Source organism: Flavobacterium suzhouense, from assembly GCF_042684765.1.
GTDB classification, from domain to species: Bacteria; Bacteroidota; Bacteroidia; order Flavobacteriales; family Flavobacteriaceae; genus Flavobacterium; species Flavobacterium suzhouense.
This window is the reverse complement of sequence record NZ_JBHUMD010000006.1, coordinates 66,644-83,929: the sequence shown is the minus strand read 5'-3', so window position 1 is coordinate 83,929 and position 17,286 is coordinate 66,644. Positions and strand designations below refer to the sequence as shown.

General features: G+C 38.5%; 13 protein-coding genes. 6 read left to right on the top strand and 7 right to left on the bottom strand.

All coding sequences use genetic code 11. The features are described 5' to 3' along the window. Nucleotides 1-145: 145 nt before the first annotated feature. Nucleotides 146-2,410 (bottom strand): FUSC family protein, encoded by a 2,265-nt coding sequence (locus tag ACFSR3_RS05130; RefSeq protein WP_379820014.1) that lies wholly within the window; start codon nucleotides 2,408-2,410, stop codon nucleotides 146-148. Between the two features lie 139 nt (nucleotides 2,411-2,549). Here ACFSR3_RS05130 and def point away from each other — a divergent pair, with 139 nt between their 5' ends. From def to ACFSR3_RS05100, 6 genes are all read left to right on the top strand, one after another. Continuing rightward, on the top strand, nucleotides 2,550-3,137 hold the full coding sequence (def, locus tag ACFSR3_RS05125; RefSeq protein ID WP_379820013.1) for a peptide deformylase: 588 nt from the start codon (nucleotides 2,550-2,552) through the stop codon (nucleotides 3,135-3,137). Nucleotides 3,138-3,193: 56 nt separating this feature from the next. Continuing rightward, nucleotides 3,194-3,631, top strand: a complete 438-nt coding sequence (locus ACFSR3_RS05120; RefSeq protein WP_114759122.1) for a DUF5606 family protein — start codon at nucleotides 3,194-3,196, stop codon at nucleotides 3,629-3,631. 81 nt (nucleotides 3,632-3,712) lie between these two features. Beyond that, complete coding sequence (gene mazG / locus ACFSR3_RS05115; RefSeq protein WP_379820012.1) at nucleotides 3,713-4,486, top strand: nucleoside triphosphate pyrophosphohydrolase; 774 nt, start codon at nucleotides 3,713-3,715, stop codon at nucleotides 4,484-4,486. Nucleotides 4,487-4,504: 18 nt separating this feature from the next. Then, nucleotides 4,505-5,623: a hypothetical protein gene (locus ACFSR3_RS05110; RefSeq protein WP_379820011.1), complete on the top strand. Its 1,119-nt coding sequence runs from the start codon at nucleotides 4,505-4,507 to the stop codon at nucleotides 5,621-5,623. A gap of 200 nt (nucleotides 5,624-5,823) precedes the next feature. Then, on the top strand, nucleotides 5,824-9,546 hold the full coding sequence (locus ACFSR3_RS05105; protein WP_379820010.1) for an Ig-like domain-containing protein: 3,723 nt from the start codon (nucleotides 5,824-5,826) through the stop codon (nucleotides 9,544-9,546). 251 nt (nucleotides 9,547-9,797) lie between these two features. Then, complete coding sequence (locus ACFSR3_RS05100; RefSeq protein ID WP_379820009.1) at nucleotides 9,798-10,415, top strand: hypothetical protein; 618 nt, start codon at nucleotides 9,798-9,800, stop codon at nucleotides 10,413-10,415. A gap of 114 nt (nucleotides 10,416-10,529) precedes the next feature. Here ACFSR3_RS05100 and ACFSR3_RS05095 read toward each other — a convergent pair whose 3' ends face one another. From ACFSR3_RS05095 to ACFSR3_RS05070, 6 genes are all read right to left on the bottom strand, one after another. Next, nucleotides 10,530-12,593 carry a DUF349 domain-containing protein gene (locus tag ACFSR3_RS05095; RefSeq protein WP_379820008.1) on the bottom strand — a complete coding sequence of 688 codons (2,064 nt, stop codon included), beginning with the start codon at nucleotides 12,591-12,593 and terminating at the stop codon, nucleotides 10,530-10,532. Nucleotides 12,594-12,731: 138 nt separating this feature from the next. Next, the gene (locus tag ACFSR3_RS05090; protein ID WP_379820007.1) at nucleotides 12,732-13,472 is read right to left on the bottom strand and encodes a shikimate dehydrogenase family protein; all 741 of its coding nucleotides are present in this window, start codon (nucleotides 13,470-13,472) and stop codon (nucleotides 12,732-12,734) included. Between the two features lies 1 nt (nucleotide 13,473). Beyond that, a complete protein-coding gene (locus ACFSR3_RS05085) occupies nucleotides 13,474-13,896 on the bottom strand; it encodes an energy transducer TonB (RefSeq protein WP_379820006.1) in 423 nt (140 codons plus the stop codon). A gap of 73 nt (nucleotides 13,897-13,969) precedes the next feature. Next, entirely contained in the window at nucleotides 13,970-14,446 is a 477-nt protein-coding gene (locus tag ACFSR3_RS05080; RefSeq protein ID WP_379820005.1) for an energy transducer TonB, read from the bottom strand. A gap of 63 nt (nucleotides 14,447-14,509) precedes the next feature. Further along, complete coding sequence (locus ACFSR3_RS05075; protein ID WP_379820004.1) at nucleotides 14,510-15,913, bottom strand: tetratricopeptide repeat protein; 1,404 nt, start codon at nucleotides 15,911-15,913, stop codon at nucleotides 14,510-14,512. A gap of 103 nt (nucleotides 15,914-16,016) precedes the next feature. Next, nucleotides 16,017-17,213 carry an aspartate aminotransferase family protein gene (locus tag ACFSR3_RS05070; RefSeq protein WP_379820003.1) on the bottom strand — a complete coding sequence of 399 codons (1,197 nt, stop codon included), beginning with the start codon at nucleotides 17,211-17,213 and terminating at the stop codon, nucleotides 16,017-16,019. Nucleotides 17,214-17,286: the final 73 nt, after the last annotated feature.

Genomic DNA, 17,286 nt, shown 5'->3' with positions numbered 1-17,286 from the left:
GTAAAATGGTTTTAAGATTTCTGTTTACTATTGTATCTCTTAATAACGACGCCCAAAGAGGCGTTTTTAAAGTAAAGAGTCCAACTAAAATTTTTCAATACCTTACTACTACTCACAAATCCTGTCATAGCATTGACGGGATTTTTTATGCTTTTAGTTGTAATTGGCGTGCTGCTTTCAGTATTTTTTCTGATAAGCCGGTAAGCCATACCAATTGCTCAATTACAAGGTGGGCTTCTTCCATTTTAAGCCTGAATTCTTCTTCGTCGGTAATTTGTACTTCTTTAAGCTCGCGGGCACGAATGTTCTTAAGTTCAGTAAAACGCATTGCCAGATCGTCGTTGTTGGCCTGATGGGCTTCTTCGGCTTGTAAATCCATGTTTAAAAGCGCTATGGCATTTTCCAGGTTTTTTACGACTGTATTTACCACGACGTTAAAAGCTTCGGATGCATTGGTGGTTTTGTGGGACTGTATGTAGGTGCCTAATGATGCTAATGACGATAACAGGGTATGATTTAACACAGCAAGTTTATATACCTGGCTTTGTTGTTTTTGTTTTGATTTTGGTTCTTGTGTCATGCGCTGGTAAGACGACATCAGATTACCCAACTCAATAAAGGCGCTTTTACGCGCTAGTCTGTAGGAGGTAGGCACGTTTCCTTTATTATTGTAAAAGCTGGAAATCTCAATAAGGTAGTTTCTGTTGGCTTCAATAGATTTTTTTATGAAGACTGGCATGTTCATAAACTCCCATGAAGGCCAAAGGAAATAATTAGCAGCAAAAGTTATGGCAACACCAATGGCGGTATCAAGTATGCGGTACTGGATAACATCGGTTACATTAGGGGTAAGCATTCCGTAAACAAATACTACATAAATGGTTACAAATGTGGCTCCGATTCGGTAGTTCGTTGCTGTAAAAGCATAGCCTAACAGCATACAAACAATTGTCAGCGTGCCAATAATAATAGAATTGGTGATAAAGCTGAGTATGGCAAACGCAATTAATCCACCTGCAAGTGTGCCTACAATCCTTTGGTAAGAGCGTTGTTTGGTTAGCCCATATCCCGGGCGCATTATTACTACTATGGTAAGGAGTATCCAGTATACATTTTGAAGTGGAAAAATAAAAGACAGTATACAACCTATGGCTATGCACATGGTAAGGCGTGAGGAATGCCTGAATATGGTAGACGAGAAGCCTAAATTTTCTTTGAGGGTATGTAGCGGATAGTATTCCGGTGCCAGGAATTTCTCAAGGTCTTTGTCTCTTCCGCTGCCTAATTCTTTAAACTTAATCTTTTCGGTAAAGGCGCGCTCTATGATCTTGATTTTCTCTATTTGTTTTTCAGCATAATGAAGCATGTTTGATAACATCCATACACCTTCGGCAGCAGCTTCTTTTCCTAATTCGGCTTCATAATCTATAATTGCCTGTTCGAGTGCTTCAAGATCGGCAACCAGCTTATGTTTAGGGATGTATTTAGATCTTTCTCCGATGCTTTTTGAAATCTTTTTTAAAGAAGAAGCAAGGTTGTAAGCAAGGTTTTGATATGTGCTCAGTACCTTAGGGTGATTGCTGAATTTTTCCTGTAGCTTGCTATGGTCAAAAGATGTTGATAGTGCCAACTCTAATATTTCCATCAATGAAATGAAAACAAGCAGCATTTTGCGCCCCCTGTTTGAGTTTTCACTATTATAGCGGTTACGCATTAGTATCTCACGGAGATTTTCGTGATTTAGATTGATCTCGACCTGAAGATTAAGTTGCTTTTCTACAATGGCAGCTCTGTTGGCATCGGTATTCCAGAGGTCACCGCGCAATTTCATGTATTTTGCTGTTAGCTTCATGCACTGGGCAATTTCGAGTTCCGTATAACGATATGGGCTTAAGTAATTAAATGAAACCGAAACAACAGTATAGATAAGCCCTCCTGCCAATACCAGTCCGGTATATTGCAGGATTTCCCATCCGGTATGAATGTGGCCTGTGGCTAAAACCGTGGCAAGCAATCCGGAAAACGATACCATGGTGGCGCGTTGTCCGTAGACTGATATCATAGAAAGGAAGAAAACGAGTATGAAAAGTAATGGATAAAACAGCAGTTTAAAAGGGTGTAGCAGATTTACGATCAGTACGCAGCCTGCTACAATAAACGAAGCGGTAAGCAACCCTTTTGTGCGATGTAATAGATTGCTGGGAATATCTGCAGGGTAGGTAAGGAAGGCTCCTAATGCGATGGCGAATCCAAGCTGGAATAAGCCCAGTTGCGAAAGGATAATTACCGGGACTGCTGCGGCAATCGTAACAATAATGGCCTTGGTGAAATTATGGCTGTCGGTAAAATTGCGTATCCTTTGGAGCATATAGTAAAACTTAAGTGTAAAGATAAGGAATGCGCCAATCATACTGTGTTTTGGCTCGTGAATTCTCACAAAATTTTAGCATTTGAAGGACTTATGGCAAGTCATTTTAATTTATTACTTTTGCAGTCTCAAAACGCAGGTGTTTTTTTGCCTGTCTCAAAAATTTAAAAGCGAGCTAATTATGATATTACCTATTGTAGGATATGGTGATCCTGTACTAAGAAAAAAAGGTGAGGAAATAAGCAAGGATCATCCTGAGCTTAAAAAAATCATTGCCGATATGTATGAGACAATGTATAATGCTTATGGCGTAGGGCTTGCTGCACCACAAGTAGGGCTTGCTATCCGTCTTTTTATAGTTGATACTGAGCCTTTCAGTGATGATGAAGATCTTTCTAAAGAAGAACAGGAACTGCTTAAGGGTTTTAAAAAGACCTTTATAAATGCAACTATCCTTAAGGAAGAAGGTGAAGAGTGGGGCTTTAATGAAGGTTGTCTTAGTATCCCGGAAGTACGCGAGGATGTATACCGTCACGAAAAGATAACTATTGAATATTATGATGAGGACTTCAAAAAGCATACTGATGTATATGATGGTTTAATTGCCAGGGTAATACAGCACGAGTATGATCATATTGAGGGTATTTTATTTACAGATAAAATATCTACCCTTAAAAAAACGTTGATTAAAAAGAAATTGCAAAACATTATGGAAGGGAAAACAAGGCCTGACTATAAAATGAAATTTATTGCCAAAAAAGGCAGATAATTTTTGTTTTTTTGGCCAAAGATTAGATATTTGCCTTCCTTTAAAAAAATAATATAATGAGCATCGAGAAAATATTATCTATTTCCGGAAAACCGGGATTATATGAACTGAAATTACAGACACGTACAGGCTTTGTTGCAGAATCACTTGTTGATGGTAAAAAAGTAACTGTAGGGCTTAGAAGCAATGTTAGTTTACTTTCTGAGATTTCTGTTTATACGTATGAAGGAGAAATTCGCCTTTCTGAAGTATTTAGAGCTATAGCCACTAAAGAGGATAACGGACCTGCATTATCTCATAAAGAAGATAACGCTAAGCTTGAATCATACTTTAGAGAAGTACTTCCTGAGTTTGATGAAGACAGAGTATATGCTTCTGATATCAAAAAAATACTTAGCTGGTACAACATGCTTCAGGCTAAAGGGCTTGTTTCTAAAGATGCTCCGGTAGCTGCTACTGCTCCTGCTGCTGAAGAGGTTAAAGCTGAAGAATAGTTAATTACTATCTTAATAATACTATCCTGCCTTTTGAAAACAGAAGGCAGGATTTTTTATTTTTACACAAAAAATAACCAAATGAATACACGCCAACAACAGCTTGATGCCTTCAATCGCCTTTTGGACATCATGGATGACCTTCGTGAGAAATGTCCCTGGGATAAAAAGCAGACATTACAAAGCCTGCGACACCTGACTATAGAAGAAACATATGAATTAGGTGATGCTATTCTGGATAACAATCTTCAGGAAATAAAGAAGGAGTTGGGCGATATATTGCTCCATATTGTTTTCTACTCAAAGATAGGTAGTGAAACCGGCGATTTTGATATTGCTGATGTTGCTAATGAAATTTGCGATAAGCTAATTTACCGTCATCCCCATATTTATGGTGATGTGGTGGTAGAAGACGAGGAACAGGTGAAGCAAAACTGGGAGAAACTCAAACTCAAAGAAGGTAAAAAATCAGTTTTGGAGGGCGTGCCAAAGAGTCTTCCGGCATTGGTTAAGGCCAGTCGTATTCAGGATAAGGCAAAGGGTGTTGGTTTTGATTGGGAAGAACCGCATCAGGTATGGGATAAGGTTCAGGAAGAACTTGAAGAATTCCAGGAGGAAGTTAAAAACGGAGATCAGGACAAAATAGAGTCTGAATTTGGAGATGTATTGTTCTCTATGATTAACTATGCCCGTTTTCTTAATGTCAATCCTGAAGATGCTCTGGAACGTACCAATAAAAAATTCATTAAGCGTTTCACGTATCTTGAAAGCAAGGCTTCAGAGCTTGGTAAGCCATTGGCTAATATGACGCTTGCCGAGATGGATGTTTTTTGGAATGAAGCAAAAAAACTATAAATCACTTTTACTTACTATATGAACAAATTTCTGGCCCTGCTGTTGTTTACAGCTCTTTGTTTTGGGCAAAAAATAACCGTAGCCGATTTGCAGTTACGTATCAATCCGTCATCATCCGAAGAGCTTTTTTACAGTTTCGCTGCGGGCGACAAGGTGTTACTGACAGTTGAGGAGGTTAACGGAAACGCTATTGACGAGGTTTCTGTTTTTGAATATCCCGAAACATACAAGTACAAAGGGCATGAAGTGAAGAAAGAAAAGAACAGGGAATTTATTATTGGTAATAAAACAGTGTATAAATTCAGGTTTAGCAATGCTGCTAAAGATGTAAGATTGTGTACAGTTAAGATTGTACGTATACCGGTATCAAAACAAACTGAAAATCACGTAACATCTGTAAAATGGATAACAAAGCAGGATACGGTTTGGAATTCGGTTACAAAAGATGTTGTTGTTGGATATGATACCCTTAAGGTTCAAAAGACACGAAAGGTAGCCTATTTCGAGAAAAAATATGAGGAAGTAGTGATGGATAAAAATCAAAGGGTGGAGGCTAAAACTACTTTGGGAGAAACAAGGGTTAGCGTGCCTTTTTCTCTTCCGATAAATGTAATTGGTAAAGATGAAACCAAAAAAGTTGTGGCCTGGGCTTATTGGGTAGGAGTAGGGAAGGAAAGTAATGAATACTGGAACCAAAACCGTAAAATGATAGTGGGAGCCGTTCAGGGAGCGGCCAGTTATTTTACAACACCATTAGGTGGTATCGCTGCCGGTGCACTGACTAATCTTGCGTTGCCTTCCAACGGAGAAGATGTTGGTTATGTTTTGTTGAATGAATCTAATAATAAACTTTTATTTCAGGATAAGTCCTATAAATCAATCGATGAGGGTAAAGGGATAGCAGCTTATAAACGCTTTGTGGATGGAGGAATGCTTCAGGGTGCATTTTCTTTGGTGCTGATAAACGACAACTATGTACAGCCTATAGATGTAAACATTAAAGTCTCTGCTATCATAGAACATATAAAGTATAAAGATGAAAAATTTATGGATTTTTCAATCACTCCAAGGTATGAAAAGAAGATTGTAAAAGAACCGCAGTTAATTTCGTACAAAATTCCGGTCTCACTGAATTGATGTACGTAGAATTAATCTGTAGATTATTAACTACTTATGCTTTTTTTGTGTTAAATTTTAATGTTTAATATTTGTTAAAGTTTTATTAGGGTTTTGTTTTAGGCTTTTTTGTTATAAAAATGTAATTAACGTAAAACGTTGAAATTTTAGGTATTAATTTCTTAATTTTCTAAAAATTACATTAACCTAAATTTAGCTAAATGACAAGAAAATTACCTAATTTAATTTTGGGTTTGATGACACTTTTTGCTGTAGGGACCACAACAGCACAGGAGTATCAAACCATGCCGATTGCCTCCGGTCTCAATGCCGACGTTATCGCTAATGGAGTAGGATCTGCTCTTAGCTCTACGTCTATTGATATTGACGGAGTAAATTACAACTACGTAGCCACAGATTTTAAGGCTACTGCATCATCGACAGCAATAACTTATGGTGTGCCTGCTAATGGATTAATTAATTCCATTGTAACAGCAACACCGGGGTTAAGTTATCAGTTGGCTCCTTTATCAGGAAACAATTCCCTTAGGCTTGCTACAGGAACTACATCCGGAACTATTGCTTTTACTACACCTATGGCAGTTAACACACTTTATATGCTGGGTGTAACTGGGAGTGGATCAGGTACAGTAACAGCTGTTGTTAATTTTAGCGACGCTACCAGTCAGACTTTTACAAGTGTTTCAGTACCGGATTGGTATGATGCGACAAATCCGCCTCCAGCAATTCAGGGTATTGGACGTATTAACAGGCAGACTAACGGGCTTGAATCTAGTACAACCAATCCTAGGATGTATCAGATTACGCTTGCAATATCACCGGCAAATCAGTCTAAACTTGTACAGAGTGTTACGGTAACTAAAACCTCTACAGGAGGTGAGGTTGTAAATATTTTTGCTTTTTCAGCAGATGTTTATACCAGCTGTCCATCTCCTACAAATTTAACCTATGCTTCAACTACTGATGGTGCTGTGATAAACTGGACGGCTCCTGCTTCGGCGCCTTCAAGCGGTTATGAGTATTATACTTCTGCATCTGCTACTCCGCCAACTGCATCTACAACACCTACTGGTAGTGTTGCGGCAGGCGTTACAACTAAAACACTTACAGGTTTTGCTATTGGATCGTCTTATTATTTTTGGATAAGATCTAATTGTGGTGCGACTAAAGGTTTTTGGAAACAAATTGTTTTCACACCGGGGCAGATTGTTTTAACGTATACAGCAGGTGATCTTAATAGTGAATATAACACTGCGCCTACTTTAACTACTGTTCCAACATGTCCTGCTAACCTTACAGCTACAATCCCTCCAGGATTTAAGATTGCTTCGGTAGCAACCAGTTATAACTATACATCGCAGGGAGGGCTATTCATGTCTGAGCAACGATCTATCTTAGCGTGTACAACAAACAATACTACAGAGGCCAGTATAGCTACTTCTACAGGTAATGGAGGTACAGCGATTTACAACCGTACAGGTATATCTATAGCAAATGATCTTGAAGGAACAGTTGCGTTCCAGTTAAGAGTTTGGAGAGTGTGGGGTGGTTCAGGATGTAATGTTACTTATGGCAAAATCGATAACAACACATGGAAAGTTACCATAAACCTTGCGTATGCAACGTGTACTACACCGGCTACTCCAACAGCTGCAAACCAAAATATCTGTCCTCAGGCTACAATGGGAGATCTTACTGTTGGCGGTATTTCCGGTGCTGTTTATAAATTCTATACAGCGCCGACAGGTGGCACTGCAATTGCATCAACTGCAGCAGTTTCAAACGGAACATTTTATGTGTCGCAGACAATAGGTACTTGCGAAAGTGCAAGATCTGCAGCATTTACTGTTACACTGGCTCCTACAGCATTGCCTACAGCAGCTCCACAAACACTTTGTGGTGGTTCTACTGTGGCAAATTTAACGACTACATCAGGTGTAAATATCAAATGGTATACTGCCGAGACAGGTGGTACTGCTTTAGCGGCTACTACAGCTCTTGCTACAGGTAATTACTATGTATCTCAAACTGTGGGAGGATGTGAAAGTGCAAGAGCTACTGTTGCTATTTCAGTAACTACTATAGCACCTCCTACAGTAGCAGCACAAACTTTTTGTGCAGGTTCAGGAGCTACAGTGGCTAACTTGGTTGCAACTGGCGAGGCTAATGGAACTATAAAATGGTATGCTTCTGAAACAGCTACTGTAACTTTAGCTCCAACTACAGTACTAGGCACAGGTACTTATTATGTTTCTCAGACAGTTGGTGTTTGTGAAAGTATTAAAGTTTCTTGTCAGGTTACAATTGCTTCTGTTGTATCTCCGGTAATACCCGCACAACAATTATGTTCAGGTGCTACGGTTGCGAATCTTCCGACCAACCCTAACATTTCAATTACATATAAATGGTATGCGACATCAACAAGTACTACGCCACTAACATCGGATACGGTATTAGCAACGGGTACTTATTATGTTACACAAACTATAGCTGTTTGTGAAAGTGCCAAGTCTACAGTTCAGGTTACAATTAATACTGTAACTCCTCCTGTAGTTGAGGATCAGGAGTTTTGTGCAGGTGCTACCGTTGCAGATTTACAGGCTACACCTGCTGCAGGAAATACTATAAAATGGTATGCTTCTGAAACCAGTACTACAGCGCTTACAGCAACAACTGCATTAGCAACAGGTACTTATTATGTTTCACAAAGCATCAATGGCTGCGAGAGCAGTAAAGATGCAGTAGCTGTAGTTGTTTTTGATGCTGTTGCAGCTCCGGTTACGGCTCCACAGTTGATATGCTTTGGTTCTACACTTGCAGATGTTCCTGTTACAGCGGAAGAAGGAGCAACTCTAACCTGGTATGCTAGTGCTACAGCTACAGCGTCATTAGATGCGTCTACTCCGGTTATTACGGGTACTACATATTATGTTTCACAAACAGTAGGTAACTGTGAAGGTGCCAGAGCTTCAATAACTGTTACTCTTAATAGTATAGCGGCTCCTGCCGCGCAAAACTTTGCTATCTGTAACAGCTCACTTTTTGCTGAATTACCGGTAGAGGGTCTGCCTGATGCAACATTTAATTGGTACAGCTCACAAACAAGTACTGTACAGCTTGTAGGATTGGTTTCAGCAGGAACTTTCTATGTATCGCAAACAGTTGATGGTTGTGAAAGTCCGAGAACAGCAGCTACGATTGCATTAACGAATGTTCCTACGCCATTCCCGGCTGCTGAGCAAACATTCTGTGGAGAAGCTTTTGTTGCAGATCTTGAGGCTGGTGCTACAGCAGGTTATACTGTTAACTGGTATTCTCCAACAGGAGATCCTGTAACTCCTAATGATGTTCTTGTGTCAGGACAATATACTGTAACACAAACAATGGGTGAGTGTGAGAGTATAGCTGCTACAGTTGATGTTGTCGTTACTACTATGCCGGATGCACCGGTAGGACCTGCAGATCAAGATTATGAAAACGGCCAGACTGCCGGTGATCTTGAAGTTGAGTTCATTGCTGGTGCTACAGTACAATGGTACTTCTTAGATGAAGATGTATGGATTGAAATTCCTGCAACTACACCACTAATTGATGGTGCTGTATATGGGGTAACTCAAACTGTAGGTGATTGTGAGAGTGAAGTGCTTGCTATAACTGTAAATATAGTATTAGGTGCTGACGATTTCGCTCTTGCGAACCTTGTAATTTATCCAAATCCATCTTCTGATATTATGAATATCGAAGGAAGAGAAAATATAACAGAGCTTTCTGTTTATAACCTTCTTGGTCAGAAAGTACTTTACCAAAAAGTGAATGCGACTTCAACTCAGATCAATATCTCATCACTGCCAAGTGCTACGTACCTGCTTATGGCAACCGGAGCTAATGGCGGAACTGCTACTTTTAAAATTGTAAAACAGTAACAGAGTAATAGTTTTTAGTTCATAAGAGGGGTTCGGCTATTGGTTGCCGGCCCCTCTTTTTTTTGTTAATTATTGTTAGATTTGTTGAAGTAATTGCACGGATTACAAATCCGCGCTATCCTCAAGAGGTATATACTATATCCGATCCATCTGGAGAACAGGGAGATACACTATTACAGAGTTATTAATTGTTGCAACAAGAGGTGCGATTGTACCAGTCTTAGCTGACGCACGTTAAAATATAATATAAAATGAAAAAAAGAAATTATTTACTAATAGTGTTATTATGTTTTTTATTTTCATGCGAAGGTTCGTTTCCTTCGCTCAAGTTTGTTAAAAATACTGGATTTAATCTCAATGGAATTTTTAAAAGAGATTTTAAAGTATTTGGTAGTTATTTACACGAATCGGATACTATAGCCTCGATTTATGATATAGATGACAAAAAAACTCTTACTGTAATTAAACTTCAAAAAAGTGCAATCAAAAGTTTTACTACGGAGAGTGGTGAAGATTTTAAACATATAAATGCAATTTATGGAGCAATTAATACAGATACTTTTAAATTACATTACTCTAATGATTTATTCAATAAAGCGGATAACATTAAGTGCATAAAATTTTCTTCTGATGGAATTGTTAAGCATAAAAGTCTAGATAAATCTACTAATGAAACATACACTACTTGTAATACGTTCACTATACAATTAAATAAAGATGATAATTTAAGAATTTATGGCGAAGTTGAAAATTCGGGACAATCAATTGATTGCATATTTTATGAAAAAGAGGATGTTTTATACATTTGTCTTTTGACTTCAAGAGAAGATAAAATTTCAGAAAACTCTCTTTATAGTTATTTATTTTAAACCCGATGTCGCGGATTTGCAATCCTTGACTGATAATTGAGAAAAGTTTCTACAAGATAAATTCAATAAAAAAGCCGGCTATTAGCCGGCTTTTGTTATATAGAATAAGAGGTTTTATTCTCCTCCTTCCTGTTGCTGTTTTTTAAGCTCCCTGATTTGTTTAAGCTTGTCTTTCCAGGTCTTAAGTTCTTCTTTGTGGCGCTCAATGCTTTTTTGTACTTCTTTTACAAAAGGATTGTCGCCTTTAGCGTTAGAAATAAACTGTATATTATTCTCAAGCTGGAAGATCTCTCCCTGTACTTCGTCAATCTTACGCATAATGAAAAGCTGCTCGTTTTCCAGTCTGCGGGTATCATCACCTTCAGAAAGTTGTTCCAGGCGGTTGCTGAAACGCACCATCTCAGTTTCTTTCTTAGACAGGCTCAGTTTTTCGAACAATGCATCAAGTATCTTGTTGAATTTACCTTCAATATGTCTTCTTGCCTGAGGAACACGGCCTAAACCTTTCCAGTTTTCAATATGCTTTTTAATGGCATCAAGATCGGTCTTGTGCTCACCTGTAAGCTCAAATCCTTTAAGTTGCTCCAGGTATTCTTTTTTCTTGTCGAATGCTTCCAGTTCTTCGTGGTTTGCTTCGTTGCGCTTAGCGTGAAGCCTGTCGAAATAATGGTTACAAGCTGCTTTGAATTCTTTCCAAACGCTGTCAGAATATTTTCTTGGTACATGGCCGATGGTTTTCCATTCGTCCTGTATCTGTTTCATAATAGCAGTTGTAGCAGCAAAGTCTTCGCTGTCCTGAAGTGATTTTGCTTTCTCAACAAGTGCCTGTTTTTTATTCAGGTTCTCCTGCTGGTCTTTTTTGATGTCTTTGTAGAAAGAATTCTTAACTGTATTAAAGTTTCTTACGGCGTCTTTAAATGATGCCCAGGTTTCTTCGTTAACCTCTAAAGGAACTTTTCCGGCTTTGAAGAATTGCTCTCTAAGAGCCTCAATACGGTCAATCTGTCCCTGCCATGCATTGTGAGCAGTTATCTTTTCTTCAGATATAGCATTTATTTGAGCAATGATCTCTTTTTTCTTTGCAAGGTTGGCCTCTTCAAGCTCTTTGCTTTTAGCTACAAGTGCCTCACGTTTGTCATGAAGCTGTTTTGTAAGCTCGCTAAAACGGTTCCAAATCTCTTCACGGTGTTCTCTTGATACCGGTCCGATCTCTTCTTTCCATATTTTATGAAGTGCCTGAAGCTCACGGAAAGCCTTACTAATGTCTTCGTCATTTACCAGTTCTTCAACACGAGCTATGATCTTTTGTTTTTGTTCAAGGTTATGTTTAAAATCCATATCCCTTGCTTCCCTGTCAAGGTGCAGGTGATCATAAAAACGTTCTATATGGAAGTGGAAGTTGTTCCAAACGTGGTTGTATTTGTCACGAGGTATAGGTCCGGCATTTTTCCAGCGTTCACGCAATTCGCTTACATGCTTAAGAGAATCTTTAATATTTTCGCCGCCTTCAGCAACATTTTTAAGCTCCTCGATAATTGCTAACCTGTTTTCAAGATTTCCTTTAAGGTCAGTTTGCAATTTTTTGAAGTGTGTATTTTTCTTATCCCTGTACTGGTTGTAAAGGGCGTCAAATTTACTCTTAAGAGGGTAGTGGTATTCAAAGTCTGAAGTGTCGCCATTGTTTTCATGGCTGTACTCGTCTTTTTTCTCCTCAATAAAGTGATTGTATTTAGAATAAAATTCTTTTCTGATTTCTTCAACGTGGTCTTTAACCGACATTACTTTCTCTACGGCTGCAAACTTTTCAAGTTCTGCAGCAAGCTCATCCATAGATAGCTCCTCGTAGTTTTTCATAGGAAAATCTTCTGCTTCAAGATGAGATTCATCCTCACCCTGTTCAGCATTAGCTTCGTCTATAGACTCAACAGCAGATAATGATTTTGTTTGTTCAGCTGTTTCATTATCAGTGTTTTCTTCCGGCTCTTCGGCAACTTTAGCAGCCTCAAGGATTTCCTTAGGGGCAAAAGGTAGCTGCCCTTCAGTCTCGTGAACTACGGGTGCTTCCTCGTTTTCATTGTTGTCGTTTTCAGCCGTGTAATCGGTTTGAAGTGTACCGTTTACTTCGTTTAATTGCTCTCCATCTGCATTAAGCAGGTTATCATTCTTTTCTTCTAACATTGTTTAGATGCTTAAGTTTATATTGCTTTATTGCCGAAAGATAAGAAAGGCAGTTCAGAATTCAAAGAAAAACCTTAATTTCTGAATATTTCGGCGGTGTTTTTAAAGATTATTAATGATTTTTTAAAACTGATTGATTTATTTTCGGTTCCATAGTTTCCAGGCTCTTTCAGCCTGGTGTACCAGCATCTGATAGCCGTTAGATGTTGCAGCGCCATTTTGTGCGGCACGTTTCATAAATTCTGTTTCCTCAGGATTATAAACAAGATCAAAGGCCAGATGTTCTCTGGTAAAAAGGCTGTAATCTATTGGAGGGCATTCTTTCATGTTAGGGAAAGTGCCCAGGGGAGTAGTATTAATGATGATCTGGTAATCATTAAAGATATCTTTGTTGAGGTCTTCATAACCATATACTACATCAGTAGCTGTTCGCGAAACGAAGTCATATTCTATTTTCAGTCGGCGAAGTGCATATGCAATAGCTTTTGATGCGCCACCCGTTCCTAATATCAGTGCTTTTTTATGATGAGGCATTAATAATGGCTCTAACGCTTTTCTGAAGCCGTAATGATCGGTATTATAGCCTTTTGTTCCTTTTTTAGTAAAGACAATGGTGTTTACAGCGCCAATTATAGTTGCTGTGGGCGATAGCTTGTCTAATAAAGGAATCACTTCCTCTTTGTACGGAATGGTTACATTAAGTCCCTTCAGTCTTTTTGTGTTTTCAATGATTTCCGGTAATTGGAAAATGTCCTCAATGTCAAAGTTGGTATAGGTATATTTATCCAGTCCGGTTTTTTCAAATTTATCCTTGAAATAGCCTGCTGAAAAGGAATAGTTTATATTACGGCCCACAAGGCCAAAACGTTTTGATTTCAAATTATTCTCGTGTTAGGGTTAAAGACATCTGTGTGCATAAAGGCTTTCCGTTTTTAATAGCAGGATTCCATTTTTGCATTAGCTTAACTGATTGCTCGATGTTTTTTATTAATTTTTTATCATCCGATGAAGAAATACTTATATCTGACAAACTTCCGTCTTTTTCAACAGTGAAATTTAACTTTGAAGTTTCTTTTAAACGGTTTAGTTTTTTTACAGAAGCATTGCTTAGTTTTTTCTTTAGCTCTTTTTGAAAATTATTTATCCCTCCCGGATAATCTGCGTCAACACTTATCCCTGGTAAAGGGCTAGTCATCAACTCCTCCATGTATAAAAAGTCTACTTTTATTAAAGTGTCCAATGTTGTTTGGGCAGTGCAGGTTGCAAAGCGCCACAAAAAAGCTAAAACGAGTAATTTCTTCATTTCATAAAAATAAAAAAACCTGATTAAGCGCAAAGCAATTCAGGTTAATATTTTTGTTATGAGTATATTGTTGTTATTGTTTTTTGACTGTTTCAGGAGTTGCTTTCTCGGGAGCCGGTATGTTTATGGTTATTGGTAAATTAAAATTGGCACGCACAGGTTTATCATTTTGCTCCCCTGGTTTCCAGTTTGGAGATAGTTTAAGAACCCTTATAGCTTCGTTGCCTACTCCGTATCCCGGATCGCGCAATACCTTTATATTGGTGACACTTCCATCTTTTTCAACGATAAAAGAAATATATGCCTTTAATGTTTTAGGACCGTCTTCTACTATTGGATCCTTAAAATTAGAAAGTATAAAGTCATAAAAAGCTTTTAGACCTCCCGGAAACTCAGGTTGCACCTGAAGACCTGAAGTGTTATAAATGATGTTTTCAGTCTCTGATTCTGCGCTGCTGTTGTTGATTACCGGACTTTCAGTGTTATTTTGTGTCTGTGCCTGAGTGTTTAAAGCTAAGGCCAGAAATGGTATAAGGTAGATTGGTTTCATGCGACAAAAATAAAAAAGCCTGACTATGTTTCCATAATCAGGCTTATAATTTATTAGAGTGAATTATTTATTTTTTTTCTCCTGCTTTTTGATAGCATCCTGAACAATGTCTGAATACCATATTGCCGGGAAGAACTCTTCGATAAGCGTGTGGTGCTTAAAGCCAAGTCGTAATCCGTTGCTTAAGTGAAAAACGGCTTTCTCTTCTTCGTGCTGCATAAAATACAATCCGGCTAAACGATATTCGATCTCATATTCTTCAGGAAAATATTCCGTAGCATCAAGTAAAGCCTTAATCGCAGATTCATATTCGCCAAGGGTAATTAACGTATCTGTCCAGAATAGCCATGTGTCAAGCTGGTAATCGCCAAATTCAACGGCTTTACGGTAACCTTCTTCAGCTTCTTCGTGAAAGCTTAGTGCCCTGTTGATGATAGCATAACGTTTCCAGTACAGTTTGTTTTCGTTGTCAATACCAATAGCTTTGTTTACATAGTAAAGCGCTTTCTGGTAATTTTTACGTCGAATGTAAAAGTCGGTTATTGCTATCCATGCTTTATCCAATAATGGGTCTTCGTGAACCGTTTTAAGGAAAAAGTTCAGTGCCTGCTCAAAATTACCAAGTCTCTCGTAACACTTACCTACGCGTAATAAAGCGAATGAGGTAGGGTCATCAAGCTCCATTGTGATATTGTAGCAGTCTATGGCTTCCCTATATTTTTTTAGCTTCTCAAGGGTTTTTGCTTTTTCAAGGAAAGCACCCAGAAAAGCATCATCAATAAGGGTTGCATAATCAAAAGCGCGAAGCGCTCCCGGATAGTCTTTTACGGCATAATACTGTCGTCCCAACTGATGCCAGGCCACTTCACTATACGGATTCTTGTCAATGAACTTATTCAGGAATTCAATAGCTTCAAGATTCTGGTCAAGGAAATCAAAGCAGTATACTACATTATATAAGGCAGAGTGGTCTTCGGTATCTTCATCAAGACATTTGATAAAGTTGTCCCTTGCCAGCTCCAAATTGTCCATAAAAAGGTATTCCATACCAATAAGCGAATATACATCGGCAAAATCATCAGTATATTTAAGAGCGGTTTCAAGCAGCTCTACGGCTTTCTCGTGTTGGTCTCTTTTAGAATAAATATTTGCTTTCTGGATATATATTTCTTCGTTGGTAGGTTCAATTGCATAAAGGTCATTCAGCAATCTTTCGGCGATATCGAGCTTATCATCAAATACCAAAAGCTCCACCTGTACTAATTTTAAGCCTGTTGATTTGGGATGTTGTTCCAAACCTAATTTTAAGGCCTTTTTAGCTAAATTTATTTTTCCGGTGTCAAGGTAATGAAGAATGATATCTTCAAACTCTTCGGAGTCAAAGAAGAATACTTTGTTGGTTTTCAACATAGATTCAAACTTTGATAAGGATAAACTGTAATCTTCTTCTTCGTGGCTCAAATTCATACTCCAATTGTTTAAAATTATCCTTATTAAAGTTACGAAATGTACACCCCAATAGGAAATAATTTATAATTCTTTTGAACAATTTAATTAACAAATTTTATTGTTAATTATTGTTTTGCTCTGCAAGAATCTCATTCATAACTTCAATAATAATGCCACATCCTTCTTCTATCTCTTTATTGCTTATCGTTAGGGGAGGTGTAATGCGTATTGCCTTCCCTTCAAATAGCAGCCAAAACAAAATAAGACCCTTTTGCTGACAACGAAGTATCACTTCATTAGTGATATCAGCACTTTCGGTCATAGGGGCAATCATCAGGCCTTCGCCTCGTATCTCTTTTATAAGTGGATGCACAAGCAGTTTTCTGAAAAGTTTTTCTTTTTCCAGTGCCTGCGCCATTATGTCAGTCTCTGTAATTTCTTTTAGTGTGGCAAGACAGGCTGCAGCAATAACCGGATGTCCGCCAAAGGTTGTTATGTGTCCCAATTTAGGGTCGTGGCTCAGTAGGTCCATATATTTTTCATTGGCTGTAAAAGCGCCTACCGGCATTCCTCCGCCCATTCCTTTGCCCATAACTACGATATCCGGAACCACATCATAATTCTGGAAGCCAAATACTTTTCCGGTACGTCCAAAGCCCGGCTGAATTTCATCCAGTATCATCATAGCGCCAACTTCATCACAACGCTGCCTTACTTTTTTCAGGAATTCATTTTCAGGCTGTATAAAGCCTGCACCACCCTGAATGGTTTCCAAAATGATTCCGGCAGTTTTATTTGTTATCTTCTGTAGGTCTTCCTCATTATTAAAAGTAATAAAATCAACATCAGGGATAAGTGGCCTGAATATCTGTTTACGCTCCTCAAATCCCATAACGCTCATAGAGCCCATGGTATTTCCGTGATATGCATTAAAGCATGATATGAGCTGACTACGGCCGGTAACCCTGCGGGCAAGCTTCAATGCACCTTCTGTTGCTTCAGTTCCTGAATTAACCAAATAGGTTTTATTCAGTTGAGGGGGCATATGCTTAGCAAGCAGTTTGCAAAATTCAACTGAGGGATGCTGGGCATATTCGCCATACACCATAACATGGCTGTATTTGTTCAGCTGGTCTATTATAGCCTGATTTACTCTTGGGTGCTGATGGCCAAGGCTGGCAGCTGAAACACCTGCAACAAAATCAAGGTACTTTTTACCGTTTGTATCAAATATATAGGAGCCCACAGCATGAGAAACTTCCATTCCTAATGGGTAAGGTGAAGTCTGTGCCTGGTATTTTAAAAAATCATTGATCATATTAGCCCCCTAACCCCCAAAGGGGGAATTTACCGAAGAAAGGGTGTCTTCGTTTTTAATACTGTATGTTAGA

What these genes read in the sequence shown, in the direction of transcription:
- ACFSR3_RS05100 (WP_379820009.1), top strand. Translation starts at nt 9,798, where the DNA reads ATGAAAAAAAGAAATTATTTACTAATAGTGTTATTATGTTTTTTATTT.
- ACFSR3_RS05105 (WP_379820010.1), top strand. Translation starts at nt 5,824, where the DNA reads ATGACAAGAAAATTACCTAATTTAATTTTGGGTTTGATGACACTTTTT.
- ACFSR3_RS05085 (WP_379820006.1), bottom strand. Translation starts at nt 13,896, where the DNA reads ATGAAGAAATTACTCGTTTTAGCTTTTTTGTGGCGCTTTGCAACCTGC.
- ACFSR3_RS05070 (WP_379820003.1), bottom strand. Translation starts at nt 17,213, where the DNA reads ATGATCAATGATTTTTTAAAATACCAGGCACAGACTTCACCTTACCCA.
- mazG (WP_379820012.1), top strand. Translation starts at nt 3,713, where the DNA reads ATGAATACACGCCAACAACAGCTTGATGCCTTCAATCGCCTTTTGGAC.
- ACFSR3_RS05130 (WP_379820014.1), bottom strand. Translation starts at nt 2,410, where the DNA reads ATGATTGGCGCATTCCTTATCTTTACACTTAAGTTTTACTATATGCTC.
- ACFSR3_RS05080 (WP_379820005.1), bottom strand. Translation starts at nt 14,446, where the DNA reads ATGAAACCAATCTACCTTATACCATTTCTGGCCTTAGCTTTAAACACT.
- def (WP_379820013.1), top strand. Translation starts at nt 2,550, where the DNA reads ATGATATTACCTATTGTAGGATATGGTGATCCTGTACTAAGAAAAAAA.
- ACFSR3_RS05075 (WP_379820004.1), bottom strand. Translation starts at nt 15,913, where the DNA reads ATGAATTTGAGCCACGAAGAAGAAGATTACAGTTTATCCTTATCAAAG.
- ACFSR3_RS05110 (WP_379820011.1), top strand. Translation starts at nt 4,505, where the DNA reads ATGAACAAATTTCTGGCCCTGCTGTTGTTTACAGCTCTTTGTTTTGGG.
- ACFSR3_RS05095 (WP_379820008.1), bottom strand. Translation starts at nt 12,593, where the DNA reads ATGTTAGAAGAAAAGAATGATAACCTGCTTAATGCAGATGGAGAGCAA.
- ACFSR3_RS05120 (WP_114759122.1), top strand. Translation starts at nt 3,194, where the DNA reads ATGAGCATCGAGAAAATATTATCTATTTCCGGAAAACCGGGATTATAT.